General features: G+C 40.2%; 16 protein-coding genes. 8 read left to right on the forward strand and 8 right to left on the reverse strand.

Features of this window, described 5'->3' with window-relative positions; translation table 11 throughout:
• Position 1: 1 nt before the first annotated feature.
• A complete protein-coding gene (locus tag AC6H4V_RS03225; protein ID WP_428730685.1) occupies positions 2–400 on the reverse strand; it encodes a rhodanese-like domain-containing protein in 399 nt (132 codons plus the stop codon).
• Between the two features lie 65 nt (positions 401–465).
• Between AC6H4V_RS03225 and AC6H4V_RS03230 the strand changes: the two genes are divergently transcribed.
• Positions 466–834: a hypothetical protein gene (locus tag AC6H4V_RS03230; RefSeq protein WP_428730686.1), complete on the forward strand. Its 369-nt coding sequence runs from the start codon at positions 466–468 to the stop codon at positions 832–834.
• 4 nt (positions 835–838) lie between these two features.
• Here AC6H4V_RS03230 and AC6H4V_RS03235 read toward each other — a convergent pair whose 3' ends face one another.
• A complete protein-coding gene (locus AC6H4V_RS03235; protein ID WP_497607447.1) occupies positions 839–2,737 on the reverse strand; it encodes a methyl-accepting chemotaxis protein in 1,899 nt (632 codons plus the stop codon).
• A gap of 81 nt (positions 2,738–2,818) precedes the next feature.
• Entirely contained in the window at positions 2,819–3,265 is a 447-nt protein-coding gene (locus AC6H4V_RS03240) for a hypothetical protein (RefSeq protein WP_497607448.1), read from the reverse strand.
• Positions 3,266–3,341: 76 nt separating this feature from the next.
• Here AC6H4V_RS03240 and gdhA point away from each other — a divergent pair, with 76 nt between their 5' ends.
• From gdhA to AC6H4V_RS03265, 5 genes are all read left to right on the forward strand, one after another.
• A complete protein-coding gene (gene gdhA, locus AC6H4V_RS03245) occupies positions 3,342–4,697 on the forward strand; it encodes an NADP-specific glutamate dehydrogenase (RefSeq protein WP_497607904.1) in 1,356 nt (451 codons plus the stop codon).
• Positions 4,698–4,827: 130 nt separating this feature from the next.
• Entirely contained in the window at positions 4,828–5,445 is a 618-nt protein-coding gene (locus tag AC6H4V_RS03250; RefSeq protein WP_497607449.1) for a TorD/DmsD family molecular chaperone, read from the forward strand.
• The gene (locus AC6H4V_RS03255; protein WP_497607450.1) at positions 5,446–6,552 is read left to right on the forward strand and encodes a 4Fe-4S binding protein; all 1,107 of its coding nucleotides are present in this window, start codon (positions 5,446–5,448) and stop codon (positions 6,550–6,552) included.
• On the forward strand, positions 6,542–7,339 hold the full coding sequence (locus tag AC6H4V_RS03260) for a hypothetical protein (protein WP_497607451.1): 798 nt from the start codon (positions 6,542–6,544) through the stop codon (positions 7,337–7,339). Before AC6H4V_RS03255 ends, AC6H4V_RS03260 begins: the two co-directional genes overlap by 11 nt.
• 10 nt (positions 7,340–7,349) lie before the next feature.
• Complete coding sequence (locus AC6H4V_RS03265) at positions 7,350–7,853, forward strand: hypothetical protein (RefSeq protein WP_497607452.1); 504 nt, start codon at positions 7,350–7,352, stop codon at positions 7,851–7,853.
• Positions 7,854–8,083: 230 nt separating this feature from the next.
• On the opposite strand, the gene AC6H4V_RS03270 is transcribed toward AC6H4V_RS03265, so the two are convergent.
• The 4 genes from AC6H4V_RS03270 to AC6H4V_RS03285 are packed head-to-tail and all read right to left on the reverse strand — an operon-like array spanning position 8,084 to position 11,811.
• Positions 8,084–8,590 (reverse strand): phosphatidylglycerophosphatase A family protein, encoded by a 507-nt coding sequence (locus tag AC6H4V_RS03270; protein ID WP_497607453.1) that lies wholly within the window; start codon positions 8,588–8,590, stop codon positions 8,084–8,086.
• Positions 8,591–8,598: 8 nt separating this feature from the next.
• Entirely contained in the window at positions 8,599–9,789 is a 1,191-nt protein-coding gene (locus tag AC6H4V_RS03275; RefSeq protein WP_497607454.1) for a sulfate adenylyltransferase, read from the reverse strand.
• Entirely contained in the window at positions 9,767–10,654 is an 888-nt protein-coding gene (locus AC6H4V_RS03280) for a response regulator (RefSeq protein ID WP_497607455.1), read from the reverse strand. The genes AC6H4V_RS03275 and AC6H4V_RS03280 overlap by 23 nt, the downstream gene beginning before the upstream one ends.
• Positions 10,651–11,811, reverse strand: a complete 1,161-nt coding sequence (locus AC6H4V_RS03285; RefSeq protein ID WP_497607456.1) for a bifunctional 2-C-methyl-D-erythritol 4-phosphate cytidylyltransferase/2-C-methyl-D-erythritol 2,4-cyclodiphosphate synthase — start codon at positions 11,809–11,811, stop codon at positions 10,651–10,653. The genes AC6H4V_RS03280 and AC6H4V_RS03285 overlap by 4 nt, the downstream gene beginning before the upstream one ends.
• Before the next feature lie 131 nt (positions 11,812–11,942).
• On the opposite strand from AC6H4V_RS03285, the gene thiC reads away from it, so the two are divergent.
• Positions 11,943–13,319 carry a phosphomethylpyrimidine synthase ThiC gene (gene thiC, locus AC6H4V_RS03290; RefSeq protein WP_497607457.1) on the forward strand — a complete coding sequence of 459 codons (1,377 nt, stop codon included), beginning with the start codon at positions 11,943–11,945 and terminating at the stop codon, positions 13,317–13,319.
• A 115-nt stretch (positions 13,320–13,434) separates the two neighbouring features.
• Positions 13,435–14,547: an Mrp/NBP35 family ATP-binding protein gene (locus AC6H4V_RS03295; protein WP_497607458.1), complete on the forward strand. Its 1,113-nt coding sequence runs from the start codon at positions 13,435–13,437 to the stop codon at positions 14,545–14,547.
• A 227-nt stretch (positions 14,548–14,774) separates the two neighbouring features.
• Here AC6H4V_RS03295 and AC6H4V_RS03300 read toward each other — a convergent pair whose 3' ends face one another.
• Complete coding sequence (locus AC6H4V_RS03300) at positions 14,775–16,622, reverse strand: GGDEF domain-containing protein (protein ID WP_497607459.1); 1,848 nt, start codon at positions 16,620–16,622, stop codon at positions 14,775–14,777.
• Positions 16,623–16,718 lie beyond the last annotated feature (96 nt).

A 16,718-nucleotide genomic window follows, 5' to 3' on the forward strand; every position in this document is an offset into this window, starting at 1 on the left:
ATTACTTAGGAGAGTAGGGCAAGATAGGAAGTTTGAGGTGTTTAGCGTAAACAATCCCGCTTTTGATATTGACGACTTCGTATCCCATCTTCTGTGAAAGGAAGGCTGCTAAAATCCTTGTTCTACTGCCTGTACGGCAGATGATAGCAAAGCGTTTTTTTGTATCAACTGCTTGGTTGAGTTTGTTTAGAAAATCTTGAAGATCATAGTTGCCTCTTTCATCAAAAAGCATGATAGGAATAGAGCCTTGCAAAAGTCCTGTTTCCTTCCACTCCGCGGGTGTTCTTATGTCCACGATAGCCATTTTTGAGTCAAGAAGTTGCTGTGAAGCCTCTTCATTGATAACGGTTGCAAAAAGCGAGACACTAAGCAGTAAAAAAGATAGTATAATTTTTTTCAATACATCTCTCCATAATTTATGATTAAGTGTATAATTATATCAACAAATAAATAATAGGTTTAAGAGTGGCATCACAAAAAGCAATAGACAATGCAATGAGACTTCGTTACGTGCGCGCTATCGAGAGATTTCACAAGAGTATCACCTCTTATCTCACAAGCACGGCAGATCTTACAAAAGAGGGATATGTTAAAAAAATAGAGAGTGCTTTGAAGCTGCTTTTAAAAGTTGAAGAGATAGTGCTTTATAAAGGTGATTTGCAAGAGTTGCAAAAACTTGTTCAAAAGATGATTGCTTATAGAGAGAGTGAGAAGGAGATAGGGGAGATTAAGGAAGATATTTTATATCTCTCCAACCAACTTGAAAAAACAAAAAATGCAAGACGTTATAAAAAAGAGAAGCACTCCCGCTCCATCTATGAGGAGTGGGAATAGTAACCTACTTAGACTCTTGAAGCATTTTATCTAAGAGTTCAAAAAGTTCTTCAGAAGCTTTTTCCATATGGTCAAAGTTGTCAATAATATTTTGCGCATTGTTAAGGGTCGTCACCTCTGCATTATGCTCAAGATACGCTAAGTTTGCGTTTGCATTGCGGTGTACTATCTCATGCGGCGCTGCTAGTTTGCCAAACGATGTTGTTTGAGAAAATCTTCTCTTTCCCTCAGCATCATGCCACGCACCGAGTTCACACTCATGCGTGTTTTGCTGTTCGAACATTTTATGAAGCGAGATGATAGAGTTGTAAACACGTGATTTGTATAAGATATGTTCAAGTTTTGCAAGAACGACAAAGACGCTGTTTTCCATCGTGTAGGAGTAGTCAACCATCTTTGAAGAGTTGTCGCTGAGTGCGATGAGAGTATCTTCAAATCCATTCATCTTTTGTGTTGAGTCTTCAACTGTTACTTTCATACTTTCAGAACTTGTTTGAATCTCATTCATATCTTGTTGGAGAGATTTGATAGAGACAGAGATTTCGCCTGTTGCTTTATGGGTTCTCTCTGCAAGCTTACGTACTTCATCGGCAACAACTGCAAATCCTCTTCCATGCTCTCCAGCGCGTGCTGCTTCGATGGCTGCATTGAGCGCAAGAAGGTTCGTTTGGTCTGCGATGTCTGTGATGAGTTGGATAACTGAGGTAATCTCATTTGCTTGATTTGCTATCTCAGAGATGCTGTGGTTGTTACTGTTGACTTGCTCTGTGAGTGCGTTGAGCTCTCTTGTGATGTCTGAAATATCATTACGTGAGTTCATTGCAAGCTCAGAAGCACTTTTTGTTGCAGAAGTTATCGTTTTTAGGTCGTTGATATTTGAGCTCAAATCAGAGATAATAAGCGAGAGTGACTCTGAAACATTGACACTTTTTGTACTGATTTTTGAGTTGAAAACATCGCGCTGTGCTTTTGCATTTTGTGTCTTCATAAAATCGATGCTTTTTCTCACGCTCTCTATCGCATCGACAAATTCGCCACTCATGCCTTCTGAAGAGATATTGTGTGAAAAGACACCTTTAGATGCATCTGTAATGGTTGTGTTGATTTCACGGATAAGATCTTTTGTATGCCCGATAAGTTTAGAGAGTTCATACCCCATAATCCCGAGTTCCGTCTCTTTGTCTGTTGCCGCTGCTTTTTGGCTAAAATCACCTTTGGCAACATGGCTTATGATGGATGTGAAGTCGTTAATCCCTGAAGTTATCGATTTTCTAATGACAGTTGCCAAGATAAGTACAACAAGACCTACGATAATACCTGCGATGAGTGCGAGATACTTGAAAAAGTTTATCTCTTTGCCAAGAGCAAAAGAGTCCTCTTCAAGCTCTTTTGATTTTAAATCGACAAGCTTTTTAAAAGAGTCTCTTGAAGTGTTTGCATAAGGAGTGAGCTCTTTGGAGTAGTTTGCATAAATGCGAGTTTTATCTTCTTCTATGGTTGCCGGAGTCAATTTTTTCATCATCGCAAGCGTGTTGTTTAAAAAGAGCATCGTGGAGTTTTTTGCCTCTTGAACCATTCCTAAAGAGTTCTCTTTTTCCATTAGCTTCTCTAATGTTACAAAACCACTCTCCACTTCGTGAATCGTTTTTTCAAGATTTTCTATATTTTTGTCGTAACTGCCACCCAGCATAATGTCTCTTGAGAGTCTGCTGACGTAATTGAGATTTTTTTCAATCTTCAGTGTGGTCAAACCACCTATCATTGAGTTTTCATGCAAATGCTCATATTTTGAGTCAATATGCCCCATCGCTATAAAAATGGATACCGCAGCGGAGAAGACAGAGATTGTCACCATAGCGATGAAATAATTCATCTTCTTGTAAATACTTAGTTTTTGAAACATCCAAAACCTTTAATTCTTATTTGCTTGAATCATAGCATATTTTTTTCAAGAATATTATGAATTTATCTTATAAATTCAAATTTATAAATACATAAATTGCGAGAGAAGAATGATGATAACGACGAGGCTAAATGGAAAAAAATGGCTCTTAAATACCCAAGGATTTATTTTGAAAAGTTTTTGGTTGATGCCTCTTAAACCCAGCCATAATCCAAAAAATGCTTTGATAGAAAGAAGTGTCTGAAAGTAGGAGAGTGCGCCATTTTCTATCTTGCCAAAAGCTTGTGAAAAAAGGTAAAGCCCACTAGCAACAGCTACCATAAGAGCGTAAGGTACGACTTTTCTAACATGCATCATAATGGCTTCTCTTGCCTTTGTGTGCTCTGCATCGTTAAGTGTTTGGTTCATTTTAGAGAGAAAAAGAACATCGACAAATAAAAAACCGCCATAGATAAAGACTGAAAAGATATGAATAGTATGGATAAATGTGTACGTGATGGGAAATCCTTTTTTATGGAATTTTAACATATCCAAAAAACAATCAATTTGTTTTATGTCAAAATTATGTAGAATGACATCTTTTACAAAAAAACAGGATGCAAAAATGGGCATAGCAGAAGAAGAGATAAAAAAATTTGAACAAAACAGAGGGTCGAATGAGAGTGTTTTTTATCAGGCTATGGAGGAGATTGTTTACTCGATTGCTCCGCTTTTAGAGTCTGATGCGCGCTATCAAAAATACGCGATTTTAGAGAGACTTGTCATACCTGATAGGATCATCAAGTTTAAAGTGACATGGCTCAACGACAAAAATGAGATAGAGGTAAATACTGGCTACCGTGTGCAGTTTAACAACACACTCGGACCCTACAAAGGGGGACTTCGTTTTCACCCAAGTGTGAATGAGGGCGTTTTAAAATTTTTAGGTTTTGAGCAGATTTTTAAAAATGCGCTCACAGGACTTCCTATAGGCGGTGCTAAAGGAGGAAGTGATTTCAACCCTAAAGGCAGAAGCGAGTTTGAGATTATGCGTTTTTGTGCTGCATATATGCATGAACTTTACAAATACATAGGCGCTAGAATCGATGTTCCCGCGGGGGACATAGGGGTGGGTGGCAGAGAGATAGGGTATCTTTTTGGCGCATACAAAAAAATCACCACTACCTATGATGGCGTCTTAACAGGAAAGCCTTTTATGTTTGGTGGCTCTCTTATGAGACCAGAAGCTACAGGGTACGGTGTTGTTTACTTTACACAAGCAATGCTTGAGATGCAAAAAAAAGAGTCGTTAGTGGGAAAAATCTGTACAGTGAGCGGTGCGGGCAATGTAGCGCTGCATACTATAGAAAAACTGTATCAAGAGGGAGCTATCCCAGTGAGTTGTAGTGATTCTAATGGTATGATCTATGACCAACGTGGCGTAGATTTGGCACTGCTTAAAGAGCTGAAGATGAATCAGAGAAGCTCACTGCAGCGGTATGTTGAGGTACACCCAGAGGCAAAATATATCACTGCTTTAGAGTATCCACAAGGGCAGCATCCTGTATGGAACATCCCTTGTTATGGGGCATTTCCTTGTGCAACACAAAATGAACTTTCTGAGGCAGATGCACAAAATCTCATAGCCAATGGATGCGTTTGCGTAGCTGAGGGAGCAAATATGCCCTCTACGCCAGAAGCAATCGCACTCTTTTTAAGCCAGCAAATCTCTTTTGCTCCAGCCAAAGCTGCCAATGCGGGTGGCGTGGCTGTAAGTGAGTTTGAGATGAGCCAAAATGCTTCTATGCAGCGATGGAGTTTTGAAGATGTTGATGCAAAGCTTAAAGAGACGATGCAGCAAATCTGCAAAAGAGTTGCGCTTACGGCAAAAGAGTACGGTGTTGAGGGGAACTATGTTGATGGCGCAAATATAGCAGGATTTAAAAGAGTGGCTGATGCGATGATTGCGGAGGGGATATAAAAATACCAAATAATACTAGATTTATACTTTTTAGATAAAATCACACTAAAATCTGATAGTACGCACTAAAGCGGACGAGTTCGTTTTAGTGCGTAACATTAGTAAAATTACATATAAAGAAAATAAAAAAATGCAAAATACCAAAGCAAGAACCAATATTTATGCGCTTCTCTCTCGTGTGCTGTTGCAAGAACTCGATGAGGGGATGCTTCAAACAATCAGAAATGATGCAAATATTTTAGACTTCTTCCCAACACTTAAAGAGTGGAGTTTTTTTGTAGAGCTTGGCAATAAAGAGCTTTTAGAGGAGTACTTAAACCCAGATTTTGTCAATCTCTCTCTCTTGCACTTGATTCCTTACGAAACTTTTTATACGCGAGAAGACCAAAAAATCGAAACAGGCGGGGCAAACCCAGTTACAGATATCTACAGTGCTTACAATTTTATGGTGGATTATGAAGCGGCGCGTACGATTTCGGCGGATCATATCGGAGTTGAGTTGGAGTTTATGCACCACTTGGTTGAGGCTGAGATAAAAGCGCTTGAAGACAATGACATGGAAGCGGCAAAAGCGCTTAGAGGCATAGAGATGGAGTTTTTAAACAAACATCTTCTCAAATGGGCACCGATGTATCTTGTCAATGTAAAGTATGAAGCAAGAACCCCTCTGTACTATGACGCGGCAGATATGGCGTTGGAATTTTTACTGAGTGATAATGAATATCTTGCAAGTGAGCTTGACGTATAGATGATACAGCTTAAAGCTAGCCGTTGTGTACGTTCTCTTTCCAAAGAGAGTGAGTGCAACAAGTGTGAAGTTATCTGTCCAACGAGTGCTATTGTTGTAGCGAACAACCCGCTTCCTTCCATCAACTTTTCTGCGTGTGTGGGATGTGGCGCATGTGATGCGGTATGTCCCAACGAAGCGCTTTTTTTGGATGATTTTAGCGCTACGGAACTTTTTTTTGATTTTGTAGAAGATAAAGAAAATATTATCTCTTGTCACAAAAATGTTCCATGTATTGCCGCGCTCAACATTGAAAATATCATAGCTATGGTTCTTTTGAAAAAAGAGATACTTTTTGATATGGGACACTGTGAGGGGTGTGCAATTGCCCATAAGTGCGAGCCGCAAATCCGAAAAAACCATGAAGAGGCATCTTATATCCTAGAAGCGATGGAGAGTGATGCGATTATCAAACTTGAAAATATCAAGTATGAGAAAGAGGAGCAAGAAACAAGCACTTCAAGAAGAGAGTTTTTTTCTAAAGCCAACCTCAAGGGCGTTCTTAAGACAAAACATGCGTTTGAAAAAGAGATTCAAAAAGCAACCGATGAGCTTGTGGAGCATACACTGCAAAAAAGTGATATAGCACTTTTAAAGCAAAAACGCATTACCGAGAGACGTAAACTCTTCTTTACAGCGCTAAAGAGGGTGCAAAAGCCATCCGTTTATTATGTTATAGAGTCTGACGAGCTTACATTTACTTCTATGAAGATTCTTGATGGTGAAGCATGTACGGCATGTCAGATGTGTTATAGAGTTTGCCCAACAGGGGCGCTTAGTTCGGATATAAAAAACTCTAAGATAGATTTTGACCCATTTTTATGTATAAAGTGCCATATATGTCATGATGTTTGTGAACCAGATGCCATCAAGCTCTCCCCAAGCTATCGTATCAAAGAGTTTTTTGAGCCTGCTGTGCAAAATCTTATTACTTTTAGGGTGCGACGATGTGGCGAGTGCGATATGATTTTTAGTACAAACTCTAATGACAAACTCTGCTACAGATGCAAAGCAGAAGAGGAAGAGGCACGAGAACTTTGGGGAATAAGGAGTTATCATGATGAATAATGCAAACGAGATATCACATCACACGATGCTTTATGGGTTTATAGGCGAAAATGCGGGGCAAAGCAGCCTCTCTGCCACGCTCAACAAACTCTTTAAGGCAAATAACAAAAATGCGATGATGATTCCTATGAATATACGGGAAGATGATTTTTACTATACGCTTGTCAATATGAAAAAATCACACGTAAACGGCGCACTTCTTGCAAGAGAATATACAAAAAGTGTTGTAGAAATTTTGGATGATGCTTCGGAGATAGTCAAAAGTTCCGGTGTATGCGATATGGTAGTGCGAGATGGGCAAAAGCTTTTTGGAGACCTTGTTTTTCCATCTGCATTGGTAAGTGTTTTAAAAAAAAGAGAGGTAAAAAAGATAGCGCTCATAGGGATAAATGGCTATGCAAAAGCTTTTTCTCTGGCAGCCGATGGGTTGGAAGTGAGCTATTTTTACGATGATTTGGAAGCGTTAATGCAGTTTGTTTTGCAGATGCAGAGGCAAAATGCCGATGTCAACCGTATTGCAGAGGGTATGAGCGTGGAGTTTGGCGGTTACGATGCGGTGCTTGATTTTTCTGATTTTGAGAGTTTAGATATGGTGCGTTCTTTGGGCGGACTCAATCTTGACATGAAAGGCAAAAAAGAGCCCTCGGTACTTAAAGCAAGGGCAGAGGAACTTGGTGTTTCTTATATAGGGTTTGATGCGATGCTAGAAGAGATGACACAAGAGATTTTTAGGTTTTTGCAAGAAAAGAGACATCTTGAAGATGATAAAAGTGATATGAAATTTTAAGGAGAATGAGATGAATAGAGAAGATTTAGGGGATTTAAGAGCGGAGTTTGAAGCACTTGTAAAAGAGAACTGCTCCCTAGACCCACAGGAAGCTCAAAGAGACAGAGACGCGGGTGACAAAGAAGATGATGAGCCTGTACCACAGTTTGTCGATGCACTCACCCAAAAGCTACTTGCGCCTGCTATCAGTGGTGTCTATCTTTCAAGATTAGACATCAAAAGAATTGCAGAGGCGATTGATGAATCTTTGCCAATCAAAGAGCGCGTGAAAATGGTTCGAGCACTCTTTAGACACACTAACTCTAAAGAGTACCTAAGGAAGGCATTTGATGAGATAAACAGACATATCAATGGTCGTATCTTAATCTATCAAGAACTAAGTGAATCTTTCCCACACTCAAAGCCAATTTTTGATGAACATAGTGCAAAAGCAAAAAAGACGATGAAGATGTTTGAACAGATTATAGAAGATTTTGAAGAGATAGAGCCATCGGAAGATCCGCTGTTTATTTAGCGGCAGAATCTGGTTATAATTGCTTTACTAGTTGGCGGTTATGATTGGTTTGATTGTGTTGCGAGGAGGAAGGTGGGACAGGGTCAGCCTTTAACAAGGAGTAACAATGCGATCAACCGTCATAATTGTTATTATCTTGATGCTTTTGGCAACAAGATTGTATTAAAAAGCTTATAGAGAGTTCGCAGCTCTCTATTTGTCCCAACTAGGCAAAATTATAACACAGAAATCTAAATAAAGCTAGAGAGTTGCAAATACCCATGCCAAAGTAGCGCACTAACTATTCCCGCGGCAAAACCGGCAACTATATCATCCGCCATCACCCCGACACCGCCCTTAGCTTCACGGTCAAGCCTTCCAATGATAGAAGGTTTTTTGATGTCAAAATAGCGAAAGAGGGCAAAAGAGAGCAAGCTCTGAATCAAAAAACCATTTTGAAAGTCAGCTATTTCACCCATATTTACGCTCATCGCAGGTGCAACACTTAGCGCAAACCACATTCCTGTAAGCTCGTCTATCACAATGCGTTTGTCATCATGGATACCGCTTTGCGCTTCATATTTGTTAATCTCACGAATACCAACAACCGAGAAAAGCACTGCTGCTAAAAAAAGCGTTTGTACATCAAAAAAGAGAAGGACTGCTATGCCAAGTACAAGCGCCACCAAAGAGCCAACTGTTCCAGGGGCTTTTGGGGAGAGACCGCTGTACCCAAGTGTTATAAAAAACCAGTTCATTCTTCTCCTTATGTCAGCGATGATGTTTGATAGAGCTTCATAAGCTCTAAGTAAAAATCGTTTTCTGTATGCTCTTGTAAAAGCCCCTCTGTCGGGAGTATATCGTAGTAGAGTTTTTCAAGATTTTTAAATCTATTTGGATGGAGTTGTGAGAGAATAACCGCGGCAATCTCTTTGCGCATCAAGATAGTAGGCGGAAGAATGCCAAGCTCTAAAAGCTCTAAAATAGAGTTAGAGTGGTAGGATATTTGATGGTGCTGACCGTGTGGACATGTGTTTTTACTCACTAATGTTGTACATTTGTCGCAGTAAACATACTCACTTGCAACATTTATCTCTATATCTATCCCCACTACTTTATCGATAATGGATTTGTTAGAGTTGCAGTCGTAAAACATTCCAAGTCCTGCATGGTTACGTCCGATGGTAAGCTTATCACAACCGTAGTTTTTAGCGACAACTGCATCGATGATAATCTCATTGTAGCCTGCAAAAATATAGCTGTTTTCAAGAGGAACAACCACGACATGGTTTTTTGTCAAGAAGTTGTTGATAAAAAAGTCAAGCGCTTGCGCTCTTATCTCATAAGAGAGATTTGATTCTGTATAGGGTTTAAGCAGAAATATAACAAGCAAATCAGTATTTTCTAACGTTTGGCGAATCAGCTTTTCATGTGCGCGATGCAGAGGATTTGCCCCCATAACAAGTGCGGTTGTGTGCTTTGCGTCAATGAGTTTTTTTGCTTCTTCTATACTTTTTTTGTTTGTGTTGCTTGATTTGTTACAAAGTGTGTACTCTCCACATACAGCTAAAGAGCCGATACGTTTGAGAGTTGCTAAAACCCCAGGGTGCGATATATCGTCAGTGCCATAAATCTGCTTGATTCTATGGCTAGGGTCGATGTGAAAAACTCCATCCACGATAAGTGTCGCAAAAGGTTTGTTGTTAAATAAAATCGTGACCTCTTCACCGCTTTTAAGGGAAGAGAGGACTTGAGAGTTTACTTTGCCAGAGGGGGCTAAGATAAAGGGAAAAGGAAAGGATTTACCATTGAAAAGTCCTGTTTCAAGAACGCTCCTGCTCTGTTCTTCATTCATAAGCGATACAACAGGCGAGAGTAAACCATCTTTTAAAAGCTCTAGTGCAGAAGCAGCCTCTTTGTCGATAAGGATTGTTTTATTTTTTCTTGACGATGTCATATTTCTTTCGCTTTTCCCATAAACTTTTACGGCTGATTCCCAGTTTTTTTGATAGTTCCGTGTCTGGAAATTTATGTTGATAGTTTAAAACTATAAACTTGACATACTCTTCGATTGGGAGAATTTCACCCTGATCAAAGATGTTGCTCTCACTTTTTATCTCTAAAAGTGGGTAGTCATCATCCTCGATTTTATCAGTGCTTGAGAGGATGGCTTTTTTGTTCTCAAGCAGAGCATAAAGCGCTTTTCTCTCACTTTTTTTAAGCAACTGCAAGTCGATGATGTAGATAAGAGCATTTTCGGTAATCGACTCTATCTCATCAAGAGCTTTAGAATCACTCAGTGTAATAAAAAACAGGGGTAGATTTTTTCTTTTTGCATACTCAAAGGCAAAAGAGTCTGCATGTTTTTGGTATGCAGAGGAGATAAAAAGAGGAAGCTCCACATTTTCAAAGTTATGCCCAGAGATGAGTGATGCAAAGTTATGTGTGAGATATTTGTCATACGCTACATTTCTCTTTTTGAGTTTCTCGTAATCTTGGTAGTGGTTGATTTTTCTGATAAGCTCTTCAATCATAAAAGGTTTAAGGATATAGTCTTTTGCCCCAGCCGCAAGAGGTTTGGAAACAGTGTCGTTGCTGATGTAAGAGACCATTAAAATGATGATGGAGCGTTTGAATGTCTCTATAACTGGGTTAAAGTCTTGTCCATTGATGTTTGTTGAGAGTAAAACAACATCGTAATTATTGCTTTTGATGGCATCTCTTGTTGATGTGCACATTTCGCAAATATGCCCTAACTCGCTTAGTTTTGTAGCGATGCTCTGTGCGAGATAAACTTCGTTTTCTATAATTAGTATCTTCAAATTTTTGTCCAATCAAAATATTTTAAATTTGCATTTGCAATCACGCCAACGCCTTCACCTCTTCCTATAAAGCCGAGTTTTTCAGTTGTTGTTGCTTTGATGTTTACTCTCTGGCTCTGGATGTTTAAAAGTGAACTCAGTGTTTTTCTCATAGCCGTTTTATAGTTGCCTATGCGCGGTTTTTCTGCGGCGATGGTAATGTCAACATTAACGATAACAAATCCAAAACGGCGAAGTTTTGCAACAACGACGCTTAAGAGCTCTTTGGAGTCTATACCTTTGAATGTGGCATCGTTATCTGGAAACATCATCCCAATATCGCCCATCCCAGCAGCGCCCAAAAGTGCATCGATGAGCGCATGAATCGCTACATCACCGTCACTGTGCGCAAGAAAACCATACGCGGCATCTATCTTGATGCCACCAAGGTACATCTCGCCTTTGTCGTCAAAAGCGTGTACATCAAAACCGACACCGCTAAGAGTATCGTTTGATGGTGCCCCAAGACATGGGATTTTTTTTAAATCTTGCAGATGTGTTATCTTGTGTGCTGCCTCTTCTCCTAAGATAAACTCCCTTTTGCCCCCATTTGCAACGATGGCACTGCTCTCGTCCGTAAAATCAACTTCTTGCAAAAGAGCGTTGCGTAGCGCCGAGGTAAGTGAGAGTTGAGGTGTTTGTACTCTTTTTACACGCTCTCTGTCTATGGTAGTATCATCATAAACGATAGTGTCATTGATGGGAAGATAGGGAACTATACAGTCACTTTTGCCCATATGAGATACAATAGTGTGTAAAAAAGCATCACTTACGCAAGCGCGTGCAACATCGCTTACAAGAACATACTCTGTTGTGACATGTTCAAGTGAGTTTTTAAGTGATTGCTGTCTTGTTGCGCCACCCTCTACAAATGTGTAAGAGGCGCAATTTTGCATAAATTCTATATCATCAGCAGAGGATGTAACAATAATCTTGTTAAAGTAGCCTGTACCCTCAAATTTATCTGCTACAAATTGCCACAAAGGAGTATCTCCTACTCTAAGCCACTGCTTTTTTACGCCAGTTCCAAAGCGCGAAGAGCTACCCGCAGCGAGTAAAATAAGCGTTAAGTGAGACAAACAGACTCCTAAGATGTTAAGTGTTACGAAATTATACATAGCAAAAGCTTTTTTTTATCTTGAAGTTACACTTTTTTGTGACAAAAAGAGAGATAGATTAAATTTAGATTAACTTTATTTGACTATATTTCCAAAAGAACGAAAATGAAAAATTAGTATTGGAGAAATTTATGAGAAGCGAATGGGTAAAAAAACGCCAGAATGACCCTGTTAGAACGCAGATGTACTATGCAAAACAGGGCATTATAACCGAGGAGATGGAGTATGTCGCTAAGATAGAAGAGCTCTCTCCTGAACTTGTTCGCAGTGAAATCGCACGCGGGAGACTTATAATTCCTGCAAATGTAAACCACATAAATCTTGAACCAATGGCAATCGGAATAGCTTCAAAATGCAAGATAAACGCAAATATCGGCTCTTCCGCAATCGCATCGGATGTTCAAGGCGAGATAGAGAAGATTCAAGTATCGCAGCACTACAAAGCAGATACGGCGATGGACCTCTCAACAGGCGGAGATTTGGATGAGATACGAAAAGCGGTTATTGCGGCTTCAAAGATTCCTATCGGAACGGTGCCGATTTATCAGATACTTCATGATGTCGGCAACAAGATAGAGGATTTAAGCATCGATGTCATGCTTGAGGTTTTAGAGAGGCAGGCAAAGCAGGGGGTAAGTTACTTTACTATCCATGCAGGATTTTTGCTTGAAACTATGCCAAAAATCGCAAAGCGAAAGATGGGGATAGTAAGCCGTGGCGGAAGCTTGATGGCGGCATGGATGATGCACTACCATAGAGAAAATCCTTTTTATACGGCGTATGACGCTATCTTAGATATCTGTGCTAAGTACGATGTCGCACTCTCACTCGGTGATTCGCTTCGTCCAGGGTGTTTAGCGGATGCAAGTGATGATGCGCAACTTGGAGAGCTCAAAGTTTTAGGTGAATTGACGCTTCGTGCATGGGAGAAGAATGTTCAGGTTATGATCGAGGGACCGGGGCATGTACCTCTTAACCAGATTGAGCGCAATATGAAGCTACAGCGTGAACTTTGCCATGAAGCACCGTTTTATATCTTAGGACCTTTGGTTACAGACATAGCGGCGGGATATGACCATATAAGTTCAGCTATCGGTGCGGCGGTTGGCGGATGGCATGGGGCTAGTATGCTCTGTTATGTTACGCCAAAAGAGCATTTAGGTTTGCCTAACGCAAATGATGTTCGTGAGGGGATTATCGCTTACAAGATAGCCGCACATGCCGCAGATATCGCAAGAGGTCGCAAGGGTGCTAGAGATATCGACGATGAGATGAGTGATGCAAGATACCGCTTTGACTGGAAGAGACAATTTGAACTGGCACTTGATAGCGAAAGAGCGCAAGAGTACCACGATGAAACATTGCCTCAAGATGTCTTTAAAGAGGCGGAGTTTTGCTCTATGTGCGGACCAAAATTCTGCTCTTACAAGATAACGCAAAATCTTATGGACAACCCTGAAGCGATTGAGAAAATCATACAAGATGCAAAAGCCAAAGAGGCCGTGTGAGTAAAAAAGTTATAGTTTTTTAAAAAAATAATCTAATTGATATAGGATAATTTTTGTCTTATTTAATTATGGTAAAGTTACAAAAATAAAATTTATATAAAGGAAAGAAGTAGATATGACAAAAGAAGTTGTAAATTCGGCACTATCAAAAGTTCTTTATCCAGGGTTTACCAAGGATATCGTTACTTTTGGTTTTGTAAATAGTATAGAGATTAATGGAAATGATGTAAGTTTTAATGTTGAGATTACATCAAGCGCACCGGAAGTTGCACAACAAATCACAGATGATGCAACAAAAGAGCTAAAAGCTGTAGGTGCGAACAATGTAACAGTAAACATCAAAGCTCCAAAGATGCCAGAAGCTCCAAAGCCAAAGAGCAAAAACATCGCTCCGCAAATCAAAAACTTTTTGATGGTAAGCTCCGGAAAAGGTGGAGTTGGTAAGTCAACAACATCCGTAAATATCGCTATCGCACTTGCTCAACAGGGTAAAAAAGTAGGTCTTTTAGATGCGGATATCTATGGACCAAACATCCCAAGAATGTTAGGCGTTGCGGATGTTAAGCCTGAAGTTGTGGGCAACAAAGTTCTTCCTATCAAAGCGTATGGTTTAGAGATGATGTCGATGGGTTCGCTTATGGAAGAGGGACAATCCCTTATCTGGCGCGGTGCTATGATTATGAAAGCAATCGAGCAGTTTTTAAGAGACATCATGTGGAGTGATTTGGATGTTTTAGTTATCGATATGCCTCCAGGTACTGGTGATGCACAGCTTACACTTGCTCAAAGCGTACCTGTAACTGCAGGTTTAACGGTTACTACACCTCAAGCGGTCTCTCTTGATGACTCAAAAAGATCACTCGATATGTTCCAAAAGCTTAACATCCCAATAGCTGGAATTATTGAAAACATGAGCGGTTTTATCGCTCCGGATACGGGAGTAGAGTATGATATCTTTGGAAAAGGGACATCTCAACCAATGGCGGATGCGTTTAAGACAAAGATAATCGCTGAGATTCCAATCGAGCCTAGCATCAGAACAGGCGGAGATGAAGGAAAGCCTATCACTTTCGTAGCACCGACTAGCGAGAGTGCAAAACGCTATATGGCAGCAGCTGAGTCTATCTGGGCTACTATTGAGGCTGTAAATGCGCAAGGCGGAGCAAGCAACGAGGGTGTACAACCGACCACACCTCCAGGTGTAAGCGCTTGCAGCACTAAACACTAAAAATCAAAATAGCGACGCACTTGCTGCGTTGCTCACTCGTCACATACTTCAAGTATGCTTCTTCATTCACGCCTTGCGGTTATATCACTCTTTTAATTTTAATACACTTCTTTATGGTAAATGGGCGAGGCTAAAGCCTTACTTCCAAATAGTGACGCACTTGCCGTGTTATGTATGCGTCATATAGAGATAGCGAAATAAGGCTAAGAGCAGCGCGGTACCAGTCATTAAAAATCATCACCGCTTTTGTGCATATCTGCTCTAAACTCTACTATCTTATTTCTTCCTGTATCTTTTGCTTCATAGAGTGCTGTGTCTGCGTATTTGATACATTTCCAGATAGTGTCTCCATCAGTTGGAAATTTTGCTATACCGATACTTATAGTCTTTCTTAGAGGCTCACCGTTACCTACGTCAAAAGAGAGTTTTGCAAATTCGGAGTGGATTTTTGATGCGATACTTGTTGTTCCCTCATCAGTCGCATTGTGAAGCATCACTACAAACTCTTCCCCTCCGTAGCGGATGGCAAGGTCTGACTCACGGATAGAGGATTTGAGCACCTTAGAGAGGGCAACGATAACTCTGTCTCCCACATCATGTCCGTAGGTGTCATTTACCATTTTAAAGAAATCCACATCGAGCATTAAAACAGAGTAAGTGTCTTTGTTTCTTGCTGCTTGGCTCATTATTTTGTCGATAACTTCTTCTAAAAATCTTCTGTTATAAAGTCCCGTCATACCATCACGAAGCGAAGTGTCTCGTAGTTTTTCCATAAGAATCTGGCTCTCTATAACAGGTTTTGCTGCTTCGAGATAGTGTTTGATACTTGATATATTTTTCTTCATAAGTTCCACTTCATCTCTGAGTGTTGAGGTCATAGAGAGAACAAGACTGATGTCGTGGTTGATAGGAAAAGGGATACAGACATAATTCATATCTGAGGATACGCATGCTTGGCAGAGATTTGGAAACTCTGTCGAGATAGTAACGCTGTTTGTTCTGTACGCTCTGCACTGGATGGCATTTTTAGCTGTTTTCTCAAAGCAGATGCTGCTCTCTTCCGTTGAGTAGATGAGTTTTCTCTCGCTGCTGACATTGTTGACTTCATAAAGAGCAAAGTGCCCAACATGGTATTTGAGTTTTAAGATATCTATGATTCTCGTGTAAACTTCACTCTTTGAAGCATCAAGTTCAATGGTCTTTTTGAACTTATAGATATCGGAGAGTTCACTTATGATGGTTTTTGCTTCATGAAGCGGGTCGTTTGAAGAGACGCATCCTTGAGGGATAAAAGTGGCAAGGTTGTATTTTATATCGCCAAAGGTCTCTTGCATTTTGCGAAATAAGGAGTTCATCTGCTCCACAACATTTTTGGCATCGCCTCCTACTTTAGAAGCAAATTGGTGGGTGAAGTCACCACTGTATGCTTTTTTGATACCGTTTTGGAGGTTGGAGAAGAGATCCATATATGGAGTGACATAGTGGTTAATGAGTAAAAGTGCTACAACGATAAAGAGGAGGTTGATAAGAAGAATTTTAGCGATAGTCATGACACCGCTGTTGCGCATATCGCCGATGTCAAACTCCATACTGATAACGCCAAGAACTTCCCCTTTTGCAACATTATGGCAGTTAAGACAGCTTGCAACCGTGTTGTCCTGTGTCGCTTTGTAAGGGATACTTACTCTGAGTTTTGTGCTTTTTGCAGTCTCTGTGATTTTTTCTACACTGTTGCCGCTTTTGAGTACCTCTTCATCGATGGCATCACGCAAGCTCTCATGCTCAAAGCCCTTGCCATACTGCTTTATAACATTTTCTCCACGAACTAGTCGTAAAAATTCAACATCGTTACTGTTGGAAATTTGGTTGAGAAAGTAGGCTCTTTTGTCCATCATGCCATTGACCATATGTGCTGTAATGCCGTCTTTGACGACGTTTGCTGTCATCTGGGCTTTTTCGGTCGCACTTTTGATGCTGTAGTCTCGAAAGTTAAGCGAGACGTTAATAATGGTTGCAGTGGTAAGCCCAAGGAGCATAAAAGTGACGATGAGAAGAAGTCGTGATTTTGTTGTCATAGAAGATTCTCTTGTTCTTGGCTTTATGTATAGGAAAAATACATAAAGCCAATTTTAAATTTTAATGTAGATAGTATCTAAGAAAATATAAATTTA

Source organism: Sulfurimonas lacustris, from assembly GCF_059705355.1.

Bases quoted from the DNA above. Each gene is read 5' to 3' on its own strand.
- AC6H4V_RS03250 (WP_497607449.1), top strand. From the start codon at position 4,828: ATGCAAAATACCAAAGCAAGAACCAATATTTATGCGCTTCTCTCTCGT.
- gdhA (WP_497607904.1), top strand. From the start codon at position 3,342: ATGGGCATAGCAGAAGAAGAGATAAAAAAATTTGAACAAAACAGAGGG.
- AC6H4V_RS03265 (WP_497607452.1), top strand. From the start codon at position 7,350: ATGAATAGAGAAGATTTAGGGGATTTAAGAGCGGAGTTTGAAGCACTT.
- AC6H4V_RS03285 (WP_497607456.1), bottom strand. From the start codon at position 11,811: ATGTATAATTTCGTAACACTTAACATCTTAGGAGTCTGTTTGTCTCAC.
- AC6H4V_RS03255 (WP_497607450.1), top strand. From the start codon at position 5,446: ATGATACAGCTTAAAGCTAGCCGTTGTGTACGTTCTCTTTCCAAAGAG.
- AC6H4V_RS03300 (WP_497607459.1), bottom strand. From the start codon at position 16,622: ATGACAACAAAATCACGACTTCTTCTCATCGTCACTTTTATGCTCCTT.
- AC6H4V_RS03295 (WP_497607458.1), top strand. From the start codon at position 13,435: ATGACAAAAGAAGTTGTAAATTCGGCACTATCAAAAGTTCTTTATCCA.
- AC6H4V_RS03235 (WP_497607447.1), bottom strand. From the start codon at position 2,737: ATGTTTCAAAAACTAAGTATTTACAAGAAGATGAATTATTTCATCGCT.
- AC6H4V_RS03275 (WP_497607454.1), bottom strand. From the start codon at position 9,789: ATGACATCGTCAAGAAAAAATAAAACAATCCTTATCGACAAAGAGGCT.
- AC6H4V_RS03260 (WP_497607451.1), top strand. From the start codon at position 6,542: ATGATGAATAATGCAAACGAGATATCACATCACACGATGCTTTATGGG.
- AC6H4V_RS03240 (WP_497607448.1), bottom strand. From the start codon at position 3,265: ATGTTAAAATTCCATAAAAAAGGATTTCCCATCACGTACACATTTATC.
- thiC (WP_497607457.1), top strand. From the start codon at position 11,943: ATGAGAAGCGAATGGGTAAAAAAACGCCAGAATGACCCTGTTAGAACG.
- AC6H4V_RS03270 (WP_497607453.1), bottom strand. From the start codon at position 8,590: ATGAACTGGTTTTTTATAACACTTGGGTACAGCGGTCTCTCCCCAAAA.